This is a genomic window from Helicobacter winghamensis ATCC BAA-430 (genome assembly GCF_028751035.1).
Taxonomy (GTDB): domain Bacteria; phylum Campylobacterota; class Campylobacteria; order Campylobacterales; family Helicobacteraceae; genus Helicobacter_D; species Helicobacter_D winghamensis.
Genome location: NZ_CP063533.1, coordinates 48,773 through 70,458 on the forward strand (window position 1 = coordinate 48,773; position 21,686 = coordinate 70,458).

Sequence of the window (21,686 nt, forward strand, 5' to 3'; positions counted from 1 at the left end):
AAGATTATCATATATGAACAAATGCTCATATATTAAAGAGTTAATTTTGGATCCCAAACCTTTAAGGATAAACAATGCCAGAGCTTGACCTAACAAGAAAAGAAGATTTAAGTAAAATTGCAAATAGCCTTCCTAAAGAGGAATTACTCTATGATTTAGCGGAGTTTTTTAAGATTTTTGGGGATTCCTCACGCATTAGGATCTTATCAATTTTACGCGAAGATAAACTTTGTGTGAATGAGATTTCCTATCTTTTGCAACTCTCTGCTAGTGCTGTTTCCCATCAGCTTAGAATCCTTAGACAAGCACGCCTTGTGCGTTATCAAAAAATCGGTAAAGAAGTGTTTTATAGCCTTGATGATGATCATATTGAAAAAATCCTAGATCAAGGGCTAGAGCATATAAAAGAGATGTAAGGGGGAAAAATGGAATGCTGTTGTAGTGGCTCTTGTGGAGTGAAGCCTGTTAATAAAAATACTGAAAAAGTCTTGTTTGGTGTGGGGATTTTTGGATTTCTTGTAGCATTTGCTAGTGAGTTTGAACTTTTAGAATTAGCGGAGTTTTTGCAGATTTTTCTTTATTTAGCAAGCTATTTTCTCTTAGGATATGGAATCTTAAAAAAGGCATTTTTTGGGCTTTTAAGGCGTGAATATTTTAACGAAAATAGCCTAATGGCAATTGCAAGTTTGGGAGCATTTTACATTGGTGAAGGTGCTGAAGCGGTGGCGATTTTGCTGTTTTACCGTGTGGGGGAATTTTTAGAAGATTTAATTGTAGAAAAATCCAAAAAGCAAATCCGCTCTCTTGCAGACTTAAAGGTAGAGAGTGCAAGGGTTTTACAAGATGGCAAACAAGTGCAAATCGCCCCAGAGAGTATTAAAAAAGGTGATGTTTTAATTGTTTTTGCAGGGGAAAGAATTTTAGCCGATGGTGTGGTAATAAAGGGTGATGGAAGTGTAGATAACTCCGCATTAAATGGAGAATGTGTTCCACAAAGTGTAGGCATTGGTGATAGGGTGTTATCAGGCGGAATTAATCTTGGTGGGGTCTTAGAGATTCAAGCAACACAGAGTTATGCAGATTCCACATTTAGCAAGGTTTTAAAACTTATTGAAGAAGGCAATGTGCAAAAAAGCAAGAGCGAAGAGTTTATCACAAAATTTGCGCGTTATTACACGCCTATTGTTACGCTACTAGCATTTTTAGTTGCCTTACTTCCGCCACTTTATTTTTGGGCTTTGGGTGGGAGCTTCACGCAAGAATTACAAACTTGGCTGTATCGTGGAATCATCTTTTTGGTGGTTTCTTGTCCTTGTGCGCTTGTGATTTCTATCCCTTTAACTCTATTTGCGGCACTTGGTAGAGCATCAAAAGAAGGGATTTTAATTAAAGGTTCAAGCTATTTAGAAGCGTTAAATAATGCAGGGGCGATTGTGTTTGACAAAACAGGCACACTTACAAAAGGCGCATTAACGCTTAAGGAAGTCCAAATAATAGGGGATTGCACGCAAGATTATGCTCTAAATCTAGCAGTCGCACTAGAGTCGCACTCTAATCACCCTATTGCAAAGGCGATTTTACAAGCTAGCACACAAGAGACTGCGCCTATTGTGCTAGACTCTATTAAAGAAAGTGCAGGAGGTGGGATTTTAGCAAGCTATCAAGGGCAAAGCTTAGCATTAGGTAATGCGCGGTTTATCACAGAGATGACGGGAATGCAAATTGTGGAATCCAAAAATGCAAAGTGTGAGATTTTTTTAAGTTTAGGAGAAAAAGTTCTTGCTTCTTTTGTGTTTGAAGATGTATTAAAAGATGAAGCTAAAGAGACGGTTGTAGAGTTAGAAGGGCTTAAGAAATTTATTTTAAGTGGTGATAGAGCAGAAGTTACACAGGTAGTGGCACAAGAAGTTGGAATCGCAAATTACTTTGCGCCCTTGTTGCCAGCGGATAAGGTCGCGCATTTAAAAGAAATTCTAGCAAGCAATAAGGAGTTTGGCAAAAAAGTAATTTTTGTCGGTGATGGGATTAATGATGCGCCATCTTTAGCATTAAGCGATATTGGAATTGCTATGGGAAATGGAAGTGATGTAGCATTAGATGGGGCAGATATTGTGATAATGCATAATGACTTAAAAAAGATTCCATTTATTTTACGGCTTGCAAAAAAAACTCGCTTAATTTTATGGCAGAATATCATCTTTGCTTTAGGTGTTAAGGTAGTGATTATGGTGCTTGGTGTGTTTGGAATCGCAAATTTATGGATCGCGCTTTTTGGTGATGTAGGTGTGGCGCTTTTAGCTCTGTTTAATGCAATGCGTGCAATCCGCTAATGAAATGTTAAGGTGGCAAATGTTTCCTAGAAAATATCATCGTTTTGTCTTTGCTTTTTTGATGTCTGTGTTTATGAGCTTTATAATGTCAGGGGTTATTACATTTCTAAACTTAGGATTCCACGAGGATTTTTTTACACAATGGCTTTTGGTGGCTTTTCCTAAGTCTTGGGTAGTGGCGTTTGGTGTGGCAATTTTTGTTGTGCCTTATGTTGCAAAACTTACAGAAGCACTAATGCGAAAGTAGAAAAAATGAAGTCGCCAAAATTAATCTTTGAAAAAGAAAATTTAGAAGAGAATCTAAATCCGCTATATTATAAGCAAAACATTGAGCAAGAAGAATTTGAAGCTTTTAAAGATAGTGTTTTAGAATATCTTACAAGGATTTATAATCACAAAGATACAAAGGCTGAAACTTGGCTTGTATCAAATGCTTTGTTACCATTTTTAGAGAATGTAGGCTTTAAAGGTTGTGTTGAAGCGCAATACCACCAAAATAAAACAAACAAAAATAGCACCATAGATTTAGTGCTTAAAAATAGCGATAATAGCGTAGAAGTGATTTTTGAAGTAAAAATACCAAATAATCGCAACGAAATGTTTAGCACGCAAAATACTACCGCTAAAGCAATGTGTGAAGCCATACTTTACTACATAAGAGAGCGCAAAAATGGCAATGTAGATTTAAAGTTTATTATTCTTACTGATTTTTTTAATTTTTATATTTTTAAAGCAAAAGAGTTTGAAAAACTTTTTTATAAAAATCCGCATATCAAAAAAATTTATAACAATAAAAATCTTATTTCTAACAATAAAGATTTCTATGATGAATTAGAAAAATTGCTGCATTCTGAAAAGTTTTTTAGTGGAATCACTCCGCCAGAAGATGATGATAAAGGATTATGGGGAAAATTTCTTTATGGCTTACACATTGATTTAAGACTCTTTGAAAACGATTCTAAAAAATATAAAAATATTTTTAAAGTTTTTCATAGGGATTATTTGCTTTCCGAGTATCGTCCAGATAGTAACCGCATAAATCAAAGATTCTTTGATGAGCTGCTTTTTGTGCTAGGACTTAAGCAAGATTCTAAAACAAACAAAATAGGAATCGACACAGCACAAAACATCTCTTTGATTAGAATAATCCAAGAAAAACTGACAGAAAAGCTAGGAGATTCCACAGAACTTTTTGATAAATCTATGGAGTTGTTGATTATATGGTTAAATAGAATCTTATTCTTAAAGCTGATTGAAACAAATTTAAGCCACTTTAATGGTGAAAATGGATTCCAACCTTTTTTAACTAAGGAGAAAATTAAAGATTTTAAAACTTTAGAGCATTTGTTTTTTGAAGTGCTAGCTAAAGATTATGCAACGCGCAAAGAAGATAAGGGCTTTAATTATATCCCCTATCTTAACTCATCTTTGTTTCTTAGAAAAGCATTAGAATCTCATTTCTCCATTAAAGACTTGGATAATTTTGACATAACGCCTTATAGAAACACTCAAGTGCGTGATATAAACACACATAAGAAAATCACAGAGAAGCTTCCATTTTTAGCATATCTTTTTGACTTCTTAAACGCTTTTGACTTTGGCAAAGACTTTGAAAAAAGTGAGCAAGAGAAGCAAACACAAGAAGCACAAGAAAAAGGGAAAATTAGTGATAGCGATAATGCTATGGATTCTAGGGTTTTAGGGCTTGTGTTTGAAAATTTAAATGGCTTTAAAGAAGGGAGTTTTTATACTCCGGGCTTTATCACAGAATATATGTGCAAAGAATCTTTAGAAAAAATCATTTTAGATAAGTTTAACAAACTCTTTAGCGCAAACGCGCAGGATTTAGAAAATGCTAGGGAATTTCTAAAGCTTGAGTTAAAAAGCGGCAACACACAAGCAAGGGATCAGCTAAAAGAAGCACTTCTTTCTATAAAAGTTTGCGATCCAAGCGTGGGAAGTGGGCATTTTCTAGCTTCTGCTTTAAACTATCTGTGTTATTACTTTGATTATTTTAATCTTGTAGATTTAGAAAATATCAATTTAAGCGTAGAAAACGACACACTAAAGCAAGGATTCCACTATAAACGCCCAAACGATGAAAAAGAGCAAAATCACAAAAACCAAAAAGCCCTTTTTAATCTTAAAAGGCAAATCATAGAATCCTGCCTTTTTGGCGTGGATATAAATCCTATTAGCTGTGAAATCACGCGTTTAAGATTGTGGATAGAGTTACTAAAAAATAGTTATTACATTTTTGAAAAGGGCAAATTAGATTCCAACATTCACAAGCTAGAAACCCTACCAAATATTGATATAAATATTAAATGTGGGAATAGCCTAGTAGCGATTCTTGACACAAATATTACTTTAGAAAACTTTACTGAAAAGCTAGATGAAAAATACAAAAAAGCACAAAAAAGTCAGAATTTATTTGTAACAAAGAGTTTAGAAAGCTACATTAACGACATTAAAAAGAAGGCAAGCATTAAATTTAGTGAGTTAAAAAATAGTGTAGAAAATTATAAAAATGAAACAGATAAAGAAAAGGCTTTATTTTATAAAAAAGAGTATGAGCGAGCATACTTTTATCTTAAGGAGCTTTTTAAGCGTAATTGCGATGAATATAGCAACTTTTATCGCGCGCTAAAGGATTTTTTCTATCAGTATGGTTATGTAAATTTTTTGAACTTAGATTTAGAAACAAAAATAACCTTAGAATCTTATGTAGAAAGCTTTGAATTTCATAAAAGCGTAGATTATGAAAGAGAAAATCATAGAAAAATTAAACAAAAGGAATTAGAAAATCTTTTAAATCTTTTAAAAGATTATGAGAATTTTCAGCAATTAGATTCTTTTGAATGGCGATTTGCATTCCCTGAAGTGCTAGATTCTAATGGCGACTTTCTAGGCTTTGATTTAGTCATCGGCAATCCGCCTTATATCCGCCAAGAAGAGATAAAGCACCTAAAGCCCCATCTTCAAAAATCCTTTAGAATCTACAAAGGCACAAGCGATATTTACACCTATTTCTACGAGCAAGGACACAAGATTCTAAAACATAATGGAATCTTAAGCTTTATCACAAGCAATAAATACTGCCGAGCAGGATATGGCGAGCCTTTGCGAGAGTTTCTACTTGAAGCTACAGCCCTGCTTTACTATATAGAATTAAATGGTATAAAAGTCTTTGACTCCGCCTCTGTTGATACAAGTATCCTAAGCTTTATCAAAACAACGCTAGATTCTAAGCATACATTCTACTACGCACACCCCAAAGACTACGATACTAAAGCTAATGTCCCACTACAAGAATACATCATACCACAAAGCCTTTTGCAATCTAGCTTAACTAAAGAAAGCTTTATTTTCCAAGACAGCACCAAAGCCGCCCTTAAAGCTAAAATTGAAGCAATCGGCACACCATTAAAAGAATGGGATATTTCTATAAATTATGGAATCAAAACAGGCTATAACGAAGCCTTTATCATAGATTCTAAGAAACGAGATGAGATTTTAAGCAATTGTAGTAATGAAAATGAAAGGCAAAGGACAAGTGAGCTTATAAAGCCTATTTTGCGTGGCAGGGATATTAAGCGGTATAGCTATGAGTGGGCAGGATTGTGGATAATCAATACGCACAATGGCTATACAACTTGTCATACAAACCCTACCACTTGTCATACTGAGCGTAGCGAAGTATCTAGCATAGAATCTAAAAAAGATTTTTCGCCTTTTTCAAAGGCTCAAAATGACAAAGTAAAAAAGACTAAAAACGGCAATAAAAACAAACAAAGTGAAGTTTCTTTAGAAAATGACAAAAAACAGAAAATCCCGCCCATTGATATAAACGATTATCCAGCCCTAAAGGCACATTTAGACACACATTGGGATAAAATCGCCAAAAGAGCTGACAAAGGCACAACGCCTTATAACCTTAGAAATTGTGCGTATTTAGAAGAGTTTGAAAAAGAAAAGATTGTGTGGAATCCTGTAAGTGGAGAGTATTTTTTCACCCATATTAAAGAAGTAATGTATTTTAACAACTCGCTTTTTATGATGACAGATTCTACTAACAATGCTAATTTGCAACCCACCCATAATAACAAATTGCTTTACATTCTAGGACTTATGAATAGCACATTATATAAATGGATTATCACACAAATGACAAATTTAGTAGAAACAGGAAAATACGCTTATGGTGCTAAAGATAAGATAGAAAAGCTACCAATTCCTAAAGTGGATTCTAAGACTGAAGCGGAGTTTATACAAATCGTGCAAGAGATATTAGAATCTAAAAAGCAAGGCATGGATACAAAAGGGCTAGAATCTACACTTGATACAATGGTTTGCAAACTCTATAACTTAAGCCAAACTGAAGCAGAATCTGTTCTCTCTCTCTCTCTCTCTCTCTCTTAGTAGCTTTATTATTCGTTGTTGCTTTGCAGAGCAAAGCGCGCAATCTTGCAAACTTTGTGCTTGATAATTTTGAGAAAGAGTTATGCGAAGCCTTTAGATTCTGCGAGGGGCTAAAACTCCCACAAAGGGTGTATCAAGGGAAGATTATCTATCCCGAGACTTCACAAGGTGTGTATTTTATGTATGATAATAAAGGAATATATATAGACAAAACTGCTTTTATGATAACAACCAATTCTAACCCAAAGTTTTTATTAGCCTTGCTTAATAGCAAAGCACTCACTTTTTATTATAAAAAATTTTGCGGTGGTTGTATCTTAGGCAATACGGCATATCAATACAACAAACACGCATTAGAAAGACTCCCTATACCACAAATCACAGAATCTAATAAGCCCCTGTGCGATGAGATTATAAAATGTGTAGATAAAATCCTAGAATCTAAAGCAAAAGATTCTACACTTGACACAAGCAAGCTAGAATCTAAAATCGACTCTCTGGTCTATAAACTCTACAACCTAAGCGATAATGAAATAAAGATTATAGAAAACTAATGCTAAAATTCTAAGAAACAATAGATGAAGAATAACGACAAGGATTTAGGAGTTTAATTTGGCTTGGTTATTAATTCTCTTTGGTGGGTTTGTGGAGATACTTTGGGTAAGTGGGCTTAAGCATTCTACGACTTTAATGGGATATTTTTTTACCATTGTTGGGATCTTAATTTCCTTTACTTGTATGATTTTAGCAATTAAGCGTGTGGAAGTTAGTGTCGCTTATGCTGTGTTTGTCGGGATTGGTGCGGCTGGAGTTGTGCTAAGTGAAATCTTTATCTTTGGTGCTAGTGTTTCAATGCTGCAACTTGTGTTAATCGTGCTTTTGCTAGTTGGCGTGGTTGGGCTAAAACTCGTGAGCAAAGAAAGCGATGCGCAAGATTCTAAAGCTATTGATGAGATTGCCGAAGCTTTGGGAATTGATGCGCTAGATGATCAAATTGAAGCAGGGCGGAATCTAAAATGAGTTGGGCGTTTTTAATGCTTGCTGGGTGTATAGAAGTGCTTGGTGTTATTATGATGAAAGCCTATGCTGTTACTGCTAAAAAGCTTTATCTCTTAGGTGTGGCATTCTTTTTTGTCCTAAGTCTTGGGAGCTTGTCTTTAGCCTTGCGCGAGATTCCTATGGGTATGGGGTATGCGATATGGACAGGAATTGGCACTGCTGGGGGTGTGCTAGTTGGAATTATTTTTTACAAAGAGTCGCGTAACTTTTGGAAGCTCTTTTTTGTAGCTCTTATTGCGGCTTGTAGTGTAGGGTTAAAGCTTGTTAGCTAAACGCAAAAAGGCGCGTGGTGTTTGCGTTAATCTGCGTGATTAATTGCTCTTTTGGAATTTCTAAAATCTCTTGCATTTTCTCTAACACTAAAGGAATATAGGAAGGCTCATTGCGCTTGCCTCTGTGTGGGTGGGGTGTGAGATAGGGAGCGTCAGTTTCAAGCAAAAGGGATTCTAAAGGAATTTTTGGCAGGATTTCTACTAATTTGCGTGCGTTTTTGAAGGTTAAAACTCCCCCGATTCCATAATAAAAATTAAATGGCGCAAGTTTTAAGAGTTGAAAATCTGCATTAAAGCAATGCAAAACACCGCCCACTAAGTCTTTTGCATAAGTTTGTAAAATCTCTAAGCTATCATTTGAAGCGTCTCTTATGTGCACAATTAAAGGTTTTTTAAACTTAATGGCAAGCTCAATTTGCTTTATAAACACGCGCTTTTGTATGGCTTTAATTGCTTCTGTGGAATCTGTGTTGAAGTCTTCTAGTTTTTCTTCTAAGCAGTAATAATCTAAGCCACATTCCCCGATAGCCACGCATTTTGGATTACTTAAAAAGGATTCCACAAATTTAGAATTATAATTGTATGCAAGGTCTGGATGCACACCGCTTGCAAAATACACATTTGTATGTGTGTTGGCTAGATTTTGTGCTTTTTCTAAGTCCTTTGGATCTGCTGCTGGGATAATAAAGTGTGAGATTCCAGCATTTTGTGCGCGTTCTAGCATTACATCAAAATCTGTATCAAAGCGCTCGTCATCTAAATGGCAATGTGTATCACAAAGTTGCATAATAATCCTTTTATGTTACAATTTGCACATTGTATTAGATTGTAGCTTAAAGGTTAGAGATGTTTACAGGGCTTGTGCGTGAGTTTGGCAGGGTGGAGAGTTTGCAAGGCTCAAGTTTGCGGATTTTAGCAAAGCATAAGCCTAACATTGGTGATTCCATAGCGGTAAATGGTGCGTGTTTAACGGCGATTGAAGTGTTTAATGGGGGCTTTGTGCTAGAGCTTAGCGAAGAAACTCAAAAGCACATCGCGCTAGAATCCTATCAAGATTTGGTGCATATTGAACCTGCAATGCGCTTAAGTGATAGGCTAGATGGGCATATTGTGCAAGGGCATATTGATGGAATCGGAACAATTACAAAAATCACTCCACACTCTATCGGAACAGATTTTTTTGTCAAAGTGGATTCTAAAGTTTTAGCTCTGTGCGTGCCTAAGGGAAGTATTGCTATTAATGGGATTAGCTTAACGATTAATGAAGTTTTGGATTCCATACTGCGCTTAACAATTATTCCACACACTTTGCAAACAACACTTTTTAAGAATTATAAGGCAGGAGAGAGAGTTAATATTGAAACAGATTGTTTAGCGCGAATGGTGCAACACTTTTTAGCTTATAAGCAAGATTCTAAATTAAGCTGGGAAGCAGTGGATAGAATCTTGGGGAGTTATTAATGCCACCAAAAATACCACTTAATCAAAAAGCCGTTGCCTTAGCTTATGAACAAAACAAACAGCGCGCACCAAAGGTGATTGCTAAGGGAGAAGGGTTTTTGGCTGAAAAAATCATTGAAAAGGCAAAAGAATTTGATATTCCACTCTTTCAAAGCAAGGCTTTAGTGGATTCTTTGATTCACTTAGAATTAGATGAAGAGATACCGCCAACTTTGTATAAAGCGGTTGTGGAAGTCTTTATTTGGTTGTATCAAACAGAGAAAAAGGCGCAAATGAGTAGCTAATTTTTTAAGCAAAAGTATTTTACAATGCGCAGTTTATTTTAATTAAAGGCTAGAAAGTTGTTTGGTGTTATTACAGAAAGTTTCCAAAATGCAATTAGTAAAATTAGATTCCAAGATGACGAAAAGGCGTTAAAGCGTGCATTAGATGAGCTAAAAAAGGCTCTCTTAAAATCTGATGTGCATTATAAAGTGCTAAAAGAGCTTCTAGCAGAAGTTGAGAAGAAAACAAAGTTAGCGGGAATTGGTAAGGATAGCTTTTTAAATGCGTTAAAAGAATCGCTAAATACGATTCTAACAGCACCGGGGAATTATGGATTTATTTTTGCACCAAAGCCACCAACGATTGTTTTAATGGCAGGCTTGCAAGGAAGTGGAAAAACAACAACAACAGCAAAACTAGCAAACTACCTAAAAGGTAAGCAGAAAAAAGTTTTGCTTGCCGCTTGTGATTTGCAAAGGCTTGCGGCAGTGGAGCAGTTGCGCCAGCTAGCAGCGCAGGTGGAAGTGGAGTTTTTTCACCTTGAGGGAAAAAGTGCGGTAGAAATTGCCACAGAAGCTAAAAAAAAGGCAATTGATGGCTTATATGATGTGCTATTGGTTGATACAGCAGGGCGTTTAGCGATTGATGAAGCATTAATGCGAGAACTTCAAAGCATTAAAAGTGCGATTAATCCAAATGAAGTGCTTTATGTGGTGGATAGTTTAAGCGGGCAAGATGGGGTAAAGAGTGCCGCAACATTCCACGAAAAAATGGATTTAAGTGGCGTGGTTTTAAGTAAATTTGATGGTGATAGTAAAGGTGGAATCGCACTATCTATTGCTCATCAACTTGGGATTCCATTGCGTTTTATCGGCGTTGGAGAAAAGATTGCAGATTTAGAAGTGTTTATTCCAGAGCGTATTGTGGGACGATTAATGGGGGCTGGAGATATTCACTCTCTAGCTGAAAAGACTGCTGCTGTGATTAGCGAAAAGGAAGCAAAAGATATTTCTAAAAAAATTAAAAAAGGAAAATTTACCTTTAATGATTTTATTGCACAACTTGATAATATTAAAAAAATTGGTTCAATGCAGTCCATTTTATCAATGCTTCCGGGTCTTGGAAATATGGCAAGTGCGCTTAAAGATGTGGATTTAGATAATTCTAAAGAGATTAAACAAATGCGTGCAATGGTTTCTTCTATGACGCCAAAAGAGCGTGATAATCCAGATTTGCTAAATGGAAGTCGCAAAAAACGCATTGCAATGGGAGCTGGATTAGATGTAAGTGATGTTAATCGCTTTTTAAAGCAGTTTGAGAATGCTGCAAAGATGGCAAAAAAGTTCTCAAATAAAGGTGGAATGGGCGATTTAATGGGCTTGATGAAAGATGCAAGAATGGGGCAATTAAGGAGATAACTCTCCTTATCCCAAAAACATTTAATTTTTAAGCGTAAGTTTGTGTAAAAGTGAGTAGAATTTCACTTTTACACAGATTTATCTGTAATTTTTAAGATTTATTTTAAGGAGCATATTTTGGCAACCGTTATCCGCTTAACAAAAATGGGGCGCAAAAAAAAGCCATTTTATAGAATCGTTGTAACTGACAGCAGAAAAAAACGCGATGGAGGTTGGATTGAGTCTATTGGATATTACAATCCTTTAACAGAGCCATCAACAGTTAAATACGATGCAGAGCGTTTAAAATATTGGGTTAGCGTTGGCGCAAAAATGAGCGATCGCGTGCAGGCAATCACGAAATAAATGGTAGAGAATTTTATAGAATCTTATGTTAAAAAAATCGTAGCAGAACCGGATAGAATCCGTGTGACTAAGCGTGAAGCTGATACGAATTTTTATGAAATTGAGATTCTGACTTCCTTGCAAGACGCTGGGAGATTGATTGGCAAAGATGGAAAAATGATTAGCGCAATCAAGACATTTATCTCTGGTGTTAAGGCAAAAGATGGAAGTTCTTATCGTATTATAGTTAAGCCACACTAATGCGAAAGATTCCAAAGGATTGGGTGGCTGTTGCAAAGATTGGACGCTCACTTGGCTTTAAAGGAGATGTTGTTTTGCATCTCTTAAGTGATTTTCCGGAATCTTTTAAAGCAGGAAATGTTTATCACTCACAGGTAGGGGATTTAACCTTAGAATCCTACTCTTTACAAAAATCCATCGCAAAATTTCAAGAAATTAATTCTAAAGAAGAAGCAAAACAAATCGTAAATTGCATTTTGTATTCTACACAAGAAGAAAGCAAAGAGCAGTGTAAGCTAGAAGATAATGCATTTTTTTGGTTTGAGCTTATAGGGGGATTAATTGTAGAAAGTGGCGAAGTTTTAGGGGAGATAGGTGAGATTGATCGTTTTTGCAATCAAGATTACTTGCATATAAAAACAAATTCTGTGCTTGTGGCACAAGGGCTTCCTAAAAGTTTTTTAATTCCTTATAATACGCGCTATATTCTAAAGGTGGAATCTAAAATGGATTCTGCTAAAGTTATCCATACGCAATTTTGCAAAGATATTTTAGAAAATAGCTAATGCGCTTTACTTTTGTAACACTATTTTCACAGCTTATTGAAGGCTACTTTAGTGATTCTATTTTGCGCCGTGCGATAGATGCGGAGTTAATAGAAGTAGAGTTTGTCAATCCGCGCGATTTTAGCACAAATAAGTTTTTAAAAGTTGATGATTATCAAGTAGGCGGTGGTGCTGGATTGGTGCTTGAGCCTTTAGCCTTGAGTTTGGCATTGGATTCTATAAAAAGACAGAACCCAAAAACGCATATCATTTTTCTAACGCCTTGTGCTAAAACATTTTTGCAAAATGATGCAAAACGCCTAAGCCAAAGAGAGCATATAACTCTTGTGTGTGGGCGCTATGAAGGATTTGATGAACGATTAATTGAGCTTTATGCTGATGAGGTTTTTAGCATAGGGGATTTTATCTTAACAGGTGGTGAGTTAGCAGCATTATGTTTATGCGATAGCATAGCTAGGCAAGTTGGTGGTGTGCTTGGAAATCAAGACTCTTTGTTGGGTGAGAGTTATGAAAAATATTTGCTTGAAGCTCCAAATTTTGTAAAACCACATAGATTTAAAAATTTAACAATTCCTTCAGAGTATTCAAAGGGAAATCACGCTAGAATTGCAGATTTAAAACTAAAAGCCGCAGAGGCAAAGACTAAGTTTCATAGACCAGACCTCTATGTGCGCTACAAACAAGGGTTAAACGATGAGAAATAAATATATTCAGCATTTTGAGGATGCACAAATTGCAGGTAAGGAAGTTCCTCAATTTAAAGCAGGAGACACGCTAAGAATAGGGATTAGAATCTCTGAAGGAGATAAAACAAGAATCCAAAACTTTGAAGGCGTGTGCATTTCTTTGCGTGGTGTTGGGACAGGCAAGACTTTTACGATTAGAAAAATCGGAGCAAATGGCGTTGGCGTAGAAAGAATTTTTCCAATCTACTCTGAAAGCATTGATAGCATTAAAGTGCTTAAAATTGGTCGCGTTAGACGGGCTAAACTTTACTACTTGCGCACAAGAAGTGGAAAATCTGCGAGAATTAAAGAGATTAGAAAATAATCTCTTGCTTTTCTTGCGCTTTGCAAGGCAAAACTCATAACTTTCTTTTTAATTTTTCAAAAACTTATTTTTTTGGCTGTCAAATCATTATTAAAATGTTTCAAATTGTAACCTATTATTAAAATTTTATAGATTTTTCTAATACAAAAAGTAAAAAAATTTTTAATTAGATACAATGAATTATCTTACATTTTAAGGAGAAAATATGAAAATTTTAATGGCGTTATTGCTGGCGGTTTCTTGGATATTTGCTGCAGTAGATTTAAATACCGCAAGCAAGCAGGAGTTAATGAGCGTAAAAGGGATTGGCGAGATTAAAGCGCAAGCAATCTTGGATTATCGTGCAAAACAGCCTTTCAAGTCTGTAGATGAGCTTGTGAATGTTAAGGGATTTGGAGATAAGAGTGTAGAAAAAATCAAAAATGAATTTAGTGTTTCTGAAGTAAAAACAGAAACAAGCGTGGAATCTAAAAAATAAGAATTTGTAAATTCTTTATAAAACGCAAAAGTTGGAATCCGATTTTAAGATTCCAACTTTGAATCTAAATTGATTTAGCGTAGGCTCTCTATATATGCACCAATATCGTCCATATCACGCTTTGTATAGCGTTGAGCGATTTGGTTTTTTACAAAACGCGATTGCCCTTCAAAACTTTGGTTTGCATAGGTTTTAATCTCATCTGCAATATCGCTAGCTTTCCAAGTGTTGATAGGTTTTTGGCTTGCAACAGAAATTTCCCCCTTTTCTCCATGGCAACTTGCACAATCTCTATCATAGAGTTTTTTTCCATTTTCTAAATTTGCTCCACGCTTGTTTTCACTCACTTCCCCTGTGCCTAGCATACTTGCTAAAAAACTGCGTTCTTGTGGTGTTAAATCCGCATCTTCGCGCACAACTTTGATATTATCATTCCCTAAATTTTTAGAATATTTTTTCATAATTGCCTTGATTTCTTCTCCAAATTCCCCTTTTAGTTCAAAACAAATGCATTCTCCAGCATACAAAGTCCCACTTAGTGCAAATGCGCAAGCTAGCGTTGAGAGTAATTTTTTCATCGCAAGATTCCTTAAAAATTAAAATGATTTGTGCAATTTTGCCTAAAATTTATTAATTTTTGGATTAAAGTTAAAAGCTGCTTTAGCTAGGATTGTCTATAATTGCATTTGCCTAAGTGGTTCGTGTTTCTTTCACTTTGGGGTCCAACATATTTGAGTGTTGCTGATTGCATAGTTGGTTCTGTGTGATGGCATTTTCGCTATGAGTTTCTTAAGTTGAGACGAGAATCTGCCGCCTAATGAGCTGCTTGTGGTTGGAATCGTTGCCTATTTCGGGCCGCACAAAAAAGTAACGGCTGCTTGGGTGTTTGATTTTTAAAGTTTTAATGGGAGTTTAAAATTTTAAAAATCAAAATATTAAGGCAAAAAATGGAAATAGTGATTGTAGGAAGTGGCGGAAGAGAGTATTCTATTGGGCTTGCGTTGCAGAATGAATGCAGAATAGATGGAATCTATTTTTATCCCGGAAATGGAGCTACTAGTAAGCTTGGTAAAAACATAGATTTTAAAACACAAAAAGAGTTTGTGGATTTTGCTTTAAAAGAGCGTATAGGGCTTGTTATTATCGGTCCTGAAGCTCCATTAGTGGAGGGCTTGGCAGATGTTTTAAGAGAGAATGGGATTGCAACTTTTGGTCCGAGCGCAAAAGCCGCTAGGCTAGAGGGATCAAAGGCTTATATGAAAGAATTTGCAAAGCGTTATGATATTCCAACGGCCAGTTTTATCCAAACGCAAGATTATGAGGAAGCCTGTGCGTTTATTGAAACGCTAAATACACCTATTGTAGTAAAAGCTGATGGTTTGTGCGCAGGCAAGGGTGTGATTATTGCTCAAAGCTATGAGGAAGCAAAACGCGCTGCAAAGGAAATGTTAAGCGGAAAGAGTTTTGGAGAGTCTGGCAAAACGATTGTTATTGAAGAGTTTTTAGATGGCTTTGAACTCTCTGTTTTTGCGATGTGCGATGGGAAAGATTTTATCATTTTGCCTGCCGCACAAGATCATAAGCGATTGTTAGATAATGATAAAGGTCCAAATACTGGAGGTATGGGAGCTTATGCTCCTTCGCCGTTGGCAAGTGAAGAAATTATCGCAGAAGTAAAACAAAGTATTATTATTCCAACACTTGATGGTATGGCAAAAGATGGAAATCCCTTTAGTGGGACTCTTTTTTGTGGAATTATGGTGGTAAAAAATAAACCTTATTTATTGGAATTTAATGTGCGTTTTGGTGATCCAGAATGTGAGGTGTTAATGCCACTTTTTAAAGAAGGATTATTGGATTGCTTCCTAGCTTGTGCTAATGGAGATTTAAAAAGCGTGCAATATGGACTAAGTGATGAGATTTGTGTAGGGGTTGTGGTAGCTTCTAGGGATTATCCTTATAAAAGCTCTAAAAAAGAAAAAATCCAGATTTTAGAGGCACAAAATACGCAAGCGCATATTAGTTTCGCGGGTGTTGGTAAAGAAAATAATGATTTATTGGCAACTGGTGGAAGGGTTCTTGTGTGTGTGGGCAAAGGGAGCAATGTGCAAGAGGCGGTTAAAAACGCATATAAATGCGTGGAATCTGTGAAGTTTGCAGGTATGCAATATCGCAAAGACATCGCTTATCAAGCATTAGGATACAAATGAATTCTGAAAAAATAGAAGCAATTCTAGCGCGCGAAGAGATACAAACGGCAGCACTATGGAAGCGTATAGTAGCGCACATTATTGATGATCTACTTGTAAGTATGGTGATTATTGGAATGTATTGGGATGGTATTGTTCAAAATGCTGGCAATCCAGAAGCAGTTTTAGGAATTATTTCTAATTCTTGGATGATTTTATATGTGGTGCGGATTGTGTATCATTGGCTTTTTGTGCGCTATTACGGAGCAACTATTGGAAAAATAGTAGTGAAAATTAAAGTGATTGAAGTAGGGCTTTTAGACAATCCTAGCACAAAACAAGCTCTTGTGCGATCATTGCTTAGAACATTGAGTGAATTCTTAATGTATTTGCCATTTTTGTATATTTTGACAAATGCTTTGCGGTTAGGATTGCACGATAAGATGGCAAACACCATTGTTGTAGAGTTAAAGAGTTATAATGTTTAAGAGTGCTAAAAAAATAGGAATTGTAATTTCTTTAGCAACAACTTTTGTGCTAAATTCCCTTGAAGCGCGCCCATCAATCAAGCAATTTGACGCCAAGCAAGAAGCTGTTTTTGAGTTTTTAGCTGATGATATGGAATATAATCAGTCTATTGTAGTAGGAAAAGGGCACGCAACGGTAATCAATCTAGATTACTACATTAGTGCAAATCAAGCAACTTATGATACAAAAATGCGAGAGATTATACTTAGTGGGGATGTCAATGCCTATAAAGGTAATGCTCTGTATTTAAAAGCGCAAGAAGTAAAAATCAAACTCCAAGAAGACTATTCTTTTTTAGAGCCTTTTTATCTGCAAGATTCTACAACAGGCTTATGGGTGGAAGCAAAAAACGCGGAGTATGATCAAGAAATTTACAAGATGCAAGATGCGTCAATCTCTACTTGTAGCGTGAATAATCCGATTTGGAAACTTAAAGCTAGTGAAGGCAAGTATGATATGAACAAAGAGTGGCTAACGCTTTGGAATCCGCGCTTGTGCGTGTATGATATACCTGTGCTTTACCTTCCTTATCTTTCTTTTTCGGCTGGTTATAAGCGAAAAAGTGGATTGCTTTATCCTGTGCTTGGAAACTCTAATGATGATGGAGTTATTTATTCTCAGCCCATTTATTTTGCTCCGCACGATTGGTGGGATATAACACTTACGCCAACGCTGCGCGCTAAAAGGGGTGGTGGTGTGTATGGAGAGTTTAGAGTCGTAGATGATAAAGATCAAATGTTGTGGGCAAACTTTGGATATTTTGGCGATTCTAATAGTTACCAAAATACTTATGATTTAGAAAATCAAGAGCATTTTGGATTCCAACTAGAATACACGCGCAAGGATTTATTAACAAATGTCCAAAATTACTTTTATGAAGATGGATTGTATGCGGATATTTCGCAAGTGTCTGATGTGGATTATTTTAGGCTAACCGATGATAAAGCAGAAAAGCGTGCAGACTTACAAGGGAGTCTTTTAACTTCAAGGTTAAATTATTTTTTAAAAAGTGATTCTGATTATGTTGGAATTTATGGGCGTTATTATTCGGATTTGGAATCAACAAGCAATACAAAAACGCTCCAAACCTTGCCGCAGGTGCAGTATCATCGCCAAATTGACAAGCTTTTTATTGATGATTTGTATTATAGTTTTGATTATCAAATCAAACATTTCACGCGCCCTATTGGTTATCGTGCAGTGCAGCAAGAAGCGCAATTACCAATTCTTTTTACTCAAAATCTAGCAAATGATTATTTAAATGTTTCACTTTCTCCGGTATTTTATGCAACGCAGGTAAATTACAATAATGTGGATAATGGACTAAACTTGAAAACAGGGCGTTATATCACGCAACATTATCAGTTTAAAGCAAACACAGATCTAGTAAAAGAGTATGAAAATTTTGGACACACTTTAAACTTAGAAGCACTTTATACAATGCCGGGATTTAAGGATAAAAAAGGAGATTTTACAACCTTTTTCACACTTCCGGGGGATTCTCAAGAACTAAGGCTTAGCGCTTCACAACATTTTTATGACACAAATAATATTTTAAAGCTTTCGCATCGTATGCGCCAGTATTTTTACTTAGAAGATGGGCATAAAGTTGGAGAGTTAGAAAATGAAGTGCAATATTTTTATGATTATGAATGGAGTTTTTTAAGTGATATTTTTTATGCACATTCAGAAAATAGAATTTCAGAAGCTACACACAAGATTAATTATGATGGGGAATATTTACAAGCATATTTTGGACATTTTTTCCGCGATTCTTTTGCTAAGGTAGATTGGAGCCGTGGGCGTTATGGTGAGGCAAGTTATATAATGGCTGGTGCTAGTAAGGAATTTGCAAATTTAAATCTTTTTGCAAGTTTGGGCTATGATTATAAAGAGGATTATTTTAAAACTTGGCAAGTAGGCTTTGAAACAAGCGTGCGGTGCTTCTCTTTTGGGCTAAAATATGTAAGTGAAGTTTATCCAATGCTAACAACTCGCGGAGCAGAAGCAAGAGATGATAAATATGTGCTTTTAACCATTAGATTTATCCCTCTCTTAAGCAGTGATGTTAAGGTGGGGCGTTAATGCAAAATTTACTCAATACAATTTCTAATAATCAATCAAATAATGCTATGCACTCCACAAGGCGAAAGATTTTGTTTGAAAACCGCGATGATGCACTTCAAAAGTTACTTAGCAATATGCCTCTTAGTTTTTTTGAGCGGCAAGATTGTATTGTAGTTGGAATCTCTTTTGAAGGCATTTACTTTGCTTATCGCCTAGCACAGACGCTTAAAGCTCCTTTGGCATTTCTCTTTACTTCCCCTATTTTAGCGCCAAATAACCTAGAGTGCGAAATTGCAATGGCAACAGAAACGCACGATGTTGTGATAAATGAACCGCTTGTGCGTTCTTTTGGAATCAGTTTGGATTACATTTATGGGGAAGTGCAAAGGCAGTATGAAGATAAAATGCTACCTTTAATTTATCAATATCGCAAAGGTAATCCCCTAATCTCTTTTAAGGGTAAGCGCGTTTTGATTGTAGATGAAGGTATTGATAGTGGATTGACAGCCTTTTCAGCAATTAAATCTGTGGTAACTTTGCAAGCAAAAACCGTGCATTTTGCTTGTCCTGTTGCCCCCTATGATGTTGCAGAAATTATGGAAGAAGCAACAGATGGAATCTTTTGTCTTTATAAATCAAAAGATTTTGTAGATATTGGATATTATTATAGGGATTATCCACCTATTGAAACAACGACTATTGAAGAGGTTTTTAATAAGATACAAGGAGAGTAAATGCGGGAAATTAACCTTTCGTTTTTAGATAAAGAAGAGCAATATATTTTTGATTATGTAGCAAAACAAGCCAGCGGAAGCGTGTATTACAAAAGCGGGAATAATGTGCTTTTAGCAACGCTTGCAGTGGATTGTGATTGTATTGTTGAAGAAGATTTTTTGCCTTTAACTGTGCAGTATATTGAAAAAGCTTATGCAGCAGGAAAGTTTCCGGGAGGTTATATTAAAAGAGAAGCAAAGCCCGGAGATTTTGAAACGCTTACAGCAAGAATTGTGGATAGAAGTTTGCGTCCATTATTTCCAAAAGATTATTGCTACCCCACACAAATTACGATTATGGTGTTAAGCGCAGATAATGATGCAGACTTGCAACTCTTAGCCTTAAATGCAGCAAGTGCAGCTTTATACACTTCAGAGATTCCATTAAATTTTGCTGTAAATGGCGTGCGTATAGGTAGAATCGGAAATGAATTTGTGGTAAATCCAAGCTTAAAAGAAATGGAGCAAAGCACGCTAGATTTGTTTGTAAGTGGTGTCAATGAAGATTTATTGATGATTGAAATGCGCACATTTGGTGGTGTGGATATACAAACTCCTAGTAATCCTTTAAGCTTAGTAACCACACTAATGGAAGATAAAAAGGCGGAATTTAGCGCAAATGAACTTACAGAAATAGAGTTAATGCAAGCTTTAGAGATTGCTAAAACACATATTAGCAAAAAAAGTAAGCTTGTAGAAGAGCATTTTAAAGCGTGCATAAAAGAGCCTTTAGAGCTAACGCAAGCACGCAAAAACTATATTTGTCAAAGTGTGCAAGAGTTTATCAAGCAAGGTTATTTAGGCGGGCTTAGAGAAATCCTTGCAGAACTCTCTAAAACAGAACGCCACAGCCGATTAAAAGCCTTTGCTAAACAAATCGTGCAAGATTATGCAAAGAGTAATCCACAAGATATAGAATTCCTAGAACAACGCGTTAATGAAACGCTAAATTTACAAAAACGCGCAATGCTGCGTGCAATGATTTTACAAGAGGGTATAAGGGCTGATGGGAGAGGGCTTAAGGAAGTGCGTCCTATTAGCATAGAAACAAACATTTTGCCAAAGGCACATTCTAGTGTGCTTTTCACGCGCGGACAAACTCAAGCACTTGTTGTATGCACGCTAGGTGGGGAGATGGACGCACAAAGCTATGAGCTACTCACGGATAAAGGCACTTCAAAAGAGCGTTTTATGGTGCATTATAATTTTCCACCCTTTAGTGTTGGAGAAGCAATCCCTATTGGAGCAACAGGTAGGCGCGAGCTAGGACACGGAAACCTAGCTAAAAGAGCGTTAGAATGTAGTGTGATAAATGGAGATCAAAAAACAATCCGCCTTGTATCAGAAATTTTAGAATCCAATGGTTCAAGCTCAATGGCTAGTGTTTGTGGTGGCTCTCTAGCACTAGCAGCAGCAGATATTGAATGCACTTCTTTAATTGCAGGTGTGGCAATGGGGCTTGTGTGCGAGGGTGAAAAATACGCTGTTTTAACTGATATTATGGGCTTAGAAGACCACGATGGGGATATGGATTTTAAAGTTGCTGGAAGCAAGAGTGGAATCACGGCTTTACAAATGGATATTAAGCTTGGGGGCTTAAGCACAGAGATTTTAGAATGCGCTTTGTTGCAAGCAAAAGAAGCGCGATTCCATATTTTAGAGATTATGGAAAGCGCAAAGGAAAAAATCGTGCTAAACACCGTGGCACTTCCTAGCTCACAGACTTTTGCAATTCATCCTAGCAAGATTGTAGAAGTGATTGGACAAGCAGGTAAAACCATTAAAGAAATCATAGAAAAATTTGAAGTAGCGATTGATTTAAATCGCGATAATGGAGAAGTTAAGGTAAGTGGTGGAAATAAAGAAAAAGTAGATGCGGCAAAAGAATATATCATAGGAATTACAAGCGCTAGTAGCGATAAGCCTAGCATTGCCGAGCTTTATAAAGTGGGTGATGTGTATGAGGGAAGAGTAAAAAAAGTCGTGGATTTTGGGGCATTTGTGGAGTTGCCACACAATTATGATGGGCTTTTGCATATTTCAAAAATCACAAGCAGTCGTGGTGCGCAAGCAAGTGATTATTTGAGTGTGGGGGATTTGTTGCGCGTTGAAGTGTTATCGCTTAATAAAAACAAAGTTGAGCTAGGATTGCAAGAGAAGTTGAGTAAATAAGTTGCATTTTTCACATTTGCTAGGCTTGTTTTGGGCTTAAATTAAAGCAAAATTTAGCTAAATGCGTTTATAA

At 36.2% G+C, this 21,686-nt stretch carries 22 protein-coding genes and 1 pseudogene; 21 read left to right on the top strand and 2 right to left on the bottom strand.

The window, feature by feature from the left end; translation table 11 throughout:
- Window positions 1-74 precede the first annotated feature (74 nt).
- The 7 genes and pseudogenes from IP358_RS00250 (at window position 75) to IP358_RS00280 (ending at window position 8,083) form a co-directional block, all read left to right on the top strand.
- Entirely contained in the window at window positions 75-416 is a 342-nt protein-coding gene (locus tag IP358_RS00250; protein WP_006802268.1) for an ArsR/SmtB family transcription factor, read from the top strand.
- Between the two features lie 9 nt (window positions 417-425).
- Complete coding sequence (locus IP358_RS00255; protein ID WP_006802267.1) at window positions 426-2,330, top strand: heavy metal translocating P-type ATPase; 1,905 nt, start codon at window positions 426-428, stop codon at window positions 2,328-2,330.
- A 19-nt stretch (window positions 2,331-2,349) separates the two neighbouring features.
- Window positions 2,350-2,577, top strand: coding sequence for a DUF2798 domain-containing protein (locus IP358_RS00260; protein WP_006802266.1), 228 nt, complete (start codon window positions 2,350-2,352; stop codon window positions 2,575-2,577).
- 5 nt (window positions 2,578-2,582) lie between these two features.
- Window positions 2,583-6,752: a type IIG restriction enzyme/methyltransferase gene (locus IP358_RS00265; RefSeq protein WP_006802265.1), complete on the top strand. Its 4,170-nt coding sequence runs from the start codon at window positions 2,583-2,585 to the stop codon at window positions 6,750-6,752.
- Between the two features lie 140 nt (window positions 6,753-6,892).
- Window positions 6,893-7,306, top strand: a pseudogene (locus tag IP358_RS00270) (TaqI-like C-terminal specificity domain-containing protein); the annotation flags it as partial.
- A 58-nt stretch (window positions 7,307-7,364) separates the two neighbouring features.
- The gene (locus IP358_RS00275; RefSeq protein ID WP_006802263.1) at window positions 7,365-7,772 is read left to right on the top strand and encodes a DMT family transporter; all 408 of its coding nucleotides are present in this window, start codon (window positions 7,365-7,367) and stop codon (window positions 7,770-7,772) included.
- On the top strand, window positions 7,769-8,083 hold the full coding sequence (locus IP358_RS00280; RefSeq protein ID WP_006802262.1) for a DMT family transporter: 315 nt from the start codon (window positions 7,769-7,771) through the stop codon (window positions 8,081-8,083). Before IP358_RS00275 ends, IP358_RS00280 begins: the two co-directional genes overlap by 4 nt.
- Here the strand turns inward: IP358_RS00280 and IP358_RS00285 are convergent.
- Complete coding sequence (locus IP358_RS00285; protein WP_006802261.1) at window positions 8,076-8,870, bottom strand: TatD family hydrolase; 795 nt, start codon at window positions 8,868-8,870, stop codon at window positions 8,076-8,078. The two genes, IP358_RS00280 and IP358_RS00285, sit on opposite strands and share 8 nt — an antisense overlap.
- Window positions 8,871-8,929: 59 nt before the next feature.
- Between IP358_RS00285 and ribE the strand changes: the two genes are divergently transcribed.
- The 9 genes from ribE (at window position 8,930) to IP358_RS00330 (ending at window position 13,884) form a co-directional block, all read left to right on the top strand.
- Complete coding sequence (gene ribE, locus IP358_RS00290) at window positions 8,930-9,544, top strand: riboflavin synthase (protein ID WP_006802260.1); 615 nt, start codon at window positions 8,930-8,932, stop codon at window positions 9,542-9,544.
- Window positions 9,544-9,828 carry an EscU/YscU/HrcU family type III secretion system export apparatus switch protein gene (locus IP358_RS00295; RefSeq protein ID WP_006802259.1) on the top strand — a complete coding sequence of 95 codons (285 nt, stop codon included), beginning with the start codon at window positions 9,544-9,546 and terminating at the stop codon, window positions 9,826-9,828. The genes ribE and IP358_RS00295 overlap by 1 nt, the downstream gene beginning before the upstream one ends.
- A 57-nt stretch (window positions 9,829-9,885) precedes the next feature.
- The gene (ffh, locus tag IP358_RS00300; protein WP_006802258.1) at window positions 9,886-11,226 is read left to right on the top strand and encodes a signal recognition particle protein; all 1,341 of its coding nucleotides are present in this window, start codon (window positions 9,886-9,888) and stop codon (window positions 11,224-11,226) included.
- Between the two features lie 117 nt (window positions 11,227-11,343).
- Window positions 11,344-11,571 (top strand): 30S ribosomal protein S16, encoded by a 228-nt coding sequence (gene rpsP, locus IP358_RS00305; RefSeq protein WP_006802257.1) that lies wholly within the window; start codon window positions 11,344-11,346, stop codon window positions 11,569-11,571.
- The gene (locus IP358_RS00310; protein ID WP_006802256.1) at window positions 11,572-11,811 is read left to right on the top strand and encodes a KH domain-containing protein; all 240 of its coding nucleotides are present in this window, start codon (window positions 11,572-11,574) and stop codon (window positions 11,809-11,811) included.
- Entirely contained in the window at window positions 11,811-12,356 is a 546-nt protein-coding gene (gene rimM, locus IP358_RS00315) for a ribosome maturation factor RimM (RefSeq protein WP_040498317.1), read from the top strand. Before IP358_RS00310 ends, rimM begins: the two co-directional genes overlap by 1 nt.
- Window positions 12,356-13,060 carry a tRNA (guanosine(37)-N1)-methyltransferase TrmD gene (gene trmD, locus IP358_RS00320; protein WP_006802254.1) on the top strand — a complete coding sequence of 235 codons (705 nt, stop codon included), beginning with the start codon at window positions 12,356-12,358 and terminating at the stop codon, window positions 13,058-13,060. Before rimM ends, trmD begins: the two co-directional genes overlap by 1 nt.
- Window positions 13,050-13,406 (top strand): 50S ribosomal protein L19, encoded by a 357-nt coding sequence (gene rplS / locus IP358_RS00325; protein WP_006802253.1) that lies wholly within the window; start codon window positions 13,050-13,052, stop codon window positions 13,404-13,406. The genes trmD and rplS overlap by 11 nt, the downstream gene beginning before the upstream one ends.
- Before the next feature lie 205 nt (window positions 13,407-13,611).
- On the top strand, window positions 13,612-13,884 hold the full coding sequence (locus IP358_RS00330; protein ID WP_006802252.1) for a ComEA family DNA-binding protein: 273 nt from the start codon (window positions 13,612-13,614) through the stop codon (window positions 13,882-13,884).
- A gap of 74 nt (window positions 13,885-13,958) precedes the next feature.
- On the opposite strand, the gene IP358_RS00335 is transcribed toward IP358_RS00330, so the two are convergent.
- The gene (locus IP358_RS00335) at window positions 13,959-14,462 is read right to left on the bottom strand and encodes a c-type cytochrome (RefSeq protein ID WP_006802251.1); all 504 of its coding nucleotides are present in this window, start codon (window positions 14,460-14,462) and stop codon (window positions 13,959-13,961) included.
- A gap of 369 nt (window positions 14,463-14,831) precedes the next feature.
- Between IP358_RS00335 and purD the strand changes: the two genes are divergently transcribed.
- The 5 genes from purD to IP358_RS00360 are packed head-to-tail and all read left to right on the top strand — an operon-like array spanning window position 14,832 to window position 21,613.
- Complete coding sequence (gene purD, locus IP358_RS00340; RefSeq protein ID WP_006802250.1) at window positions 14,832-16,094, top strand: phosphoribosylamine--glycine ligase; 1,263 nt, start codon at window positions 14,832-14,834, stop codon at window positions 16,092-16,094.
- Window positions 16,091-16,561 carry an RDD family protein gene (locus IP358_RS00345; RefSeq protein WP_006802249.1) on the top strand — a complete coding sequence of 157 codons (471 nt, stop codon included), beginning with the start codon at window positions 16,091-16,093 and terminating at the stop codon, window positions 16,559-16,561. Before purD ends, IP358_RS00345 begins: the two co-directional genes overlap by 4 nt.
- A complete protein-coding gene (locus IP358_RS00350) occupies window positions 16,554-18,686 on the top strand; it encodes an LPS-assembly protein LptD (protein ID WP_006802248.1) in 2,133 nt (710 codons plus the stop codon). Before IP358_RS00345 ends, IP358_RS00350 begins: the two co-directional genes overlap by 8 nt.
- Window positions 18,686-19,402, top strand: a complete 717-nt coding sequence (locus tag IP358_RS00355) for a phosphoribosyltransferase (protein WP_232086784.1) — start codon at window positions 18,686-18,688, stop codon at window positions 19,400-19,402. Before IP358_RS00350 ends, IP358_RS00355 begins: the two co-directional genes overlap by 1 nt.
- Window positions 19,403-21,613 carry a polyribonucleotide nucleotidyltransferase gene (locus IP358_RS00360; protein WP_006802246.1) on the top strand — a complete coding sequence of 737 codons (2,211 nt, stop codon included), beginning with the start codon at window positions 19,403-19,405 and terminating at the stop codon, window positions 21,611-21,613.
- Window positions 21,614-21,686: the final 73 nt, after the last annotated feature.

Excerpts from the sequence above, each read along its gene's own strand:
- IP358_RS00250 (WP_006802268.1), top strand. The coding sequence starts at position 75 with ATGCCAGAGCTTGACCTAACAAGAAAAGAAGATTTAAGTAAAATTGCA.
- IP358_RS00255 (WP_006802267.1), top strand. The coding sequence starts at position 426 with ATGGAATGCTGTTGTAGTGGCTCTTGTGGAGTGAAGCCTGTTAATAAA.
- IP358_RS00260 (WP_006802266.1), top strand. The coding sequence starts at position 2,350 with ATGTTTCCTAGAAAATATCATCGTTTTGTCTTTGCTTTTTTGATGTCT.
- IP358_RS00265 (WP_006802265.1), top strand. The coding sequence starts at position 2,583 with ATGAAGTCGCCAAAATTAATCTTTGAAAAAGAAAATTTAGAAGAGAAT.
- IP358_RS00280 (WP_006802262.1), top strand. The coding sequence starts at position 7,769 with ATGAGTTGGGCGTTTTTAATGCTTGCTGGGTGTATAGAAGTGCTTGGT.
- IP358_RS00285 (WP_006802261.1), bottom strand. The coding sequence starts at position 8,870 with ATGCAACTTTGTGATACACATTGCCATTTAGATGACGAGCGCTTTGAT.
- ribE (WP_006802260.1), top strand. The coding sequence starts at position 8,930 with ATGTTTACAGGGCTTGTGCGTGAGTTTGGCAGGGTGGAGAGTTTGCAA.
- IP358_RS00295 (WP_006802259.1), top strand. The coding sequence starts at position 9,544 with ATGCCACCAAAAATACCACTTAATCAAAAAGCCGTTGCCTTAGCTTAT.
- IP358_RS00310 (WP_006802256.1), top strand. The coding sequence starts at position 11,572 with ATGGTAGAGAATTTTATAGAATCTTATGTTAAAAAAATCGTAGCAGAA.
- rimM (WP_040498317.1), top strand. The coding sequence starts at position 11,811 with ATGCGAAAGATTCCAAAGGATTGGGTGGCTGTTGCAAAGATTGGACGC.
- trmD (WP_006802254.1), top strand. The coding sequence starts at position 12,356 with ATGCGCTTTACTTTTGTAACACTATTTTCACAGCTTATTGAAGGCTAC.
- rplS (WP_006802253.1), top strand. The coding sequence starts at position 13,050 with ATGAGAAATAAATATATTCAGCATTTTGAGGATGCACAAATTGCAGGT.
- IP358_RS00330 (WP_006802252.1), top strand. The coding sequence starts at position 13,612 with ATGAAAATTTTAATGGCGTTATTGCTGGCGGTTTCTTGGATATTTGCT.
- IP358_RS00335 (WP_006802251.1), bottom strand. The coding sequence starts at position 14,462 with ATGAAAAAATTACTCTCAACGCTAGCTTGCGCATTTGCACTAAGTGGG.
- purD (WP_006802250.1), top strand. The coding sequence starts at position 14,832 with ATGGAAATAGTGATTGTAGGAAGTGGCGGAAGAGAGTATTCTATTGGG.
- IP358_RS00345 (WP_006802249.1), top strand. The coding sequence starts at position 16,091 with ATGAATTCTGAAAAAATAGAAGCAATTCTAGCGCGCGAAGAGATACAA.
- IP358_RS00350 (WP_006802248.1), top strand. The coding sequence starts at position 16,554 with ATGTTTAAGAGTGCTAAAAAAATAGGAATTGTAATTTCTTTAGCAACA.
- IP358_RS00355 (WP_232086784.1), top strand. The coding sequence starts at position 18,686 with ATGCAAAATTTACTCAATACAATTTCTAATAATCAATCAAATAATGCT.
- IP358_RS00360 (WP_006802246.1), top strand. The coding sequence starts at position 19,403 with ATGCGGGAAATTAACCTTTCGTTTTTAGATAAAGAAGAGCAATATATT.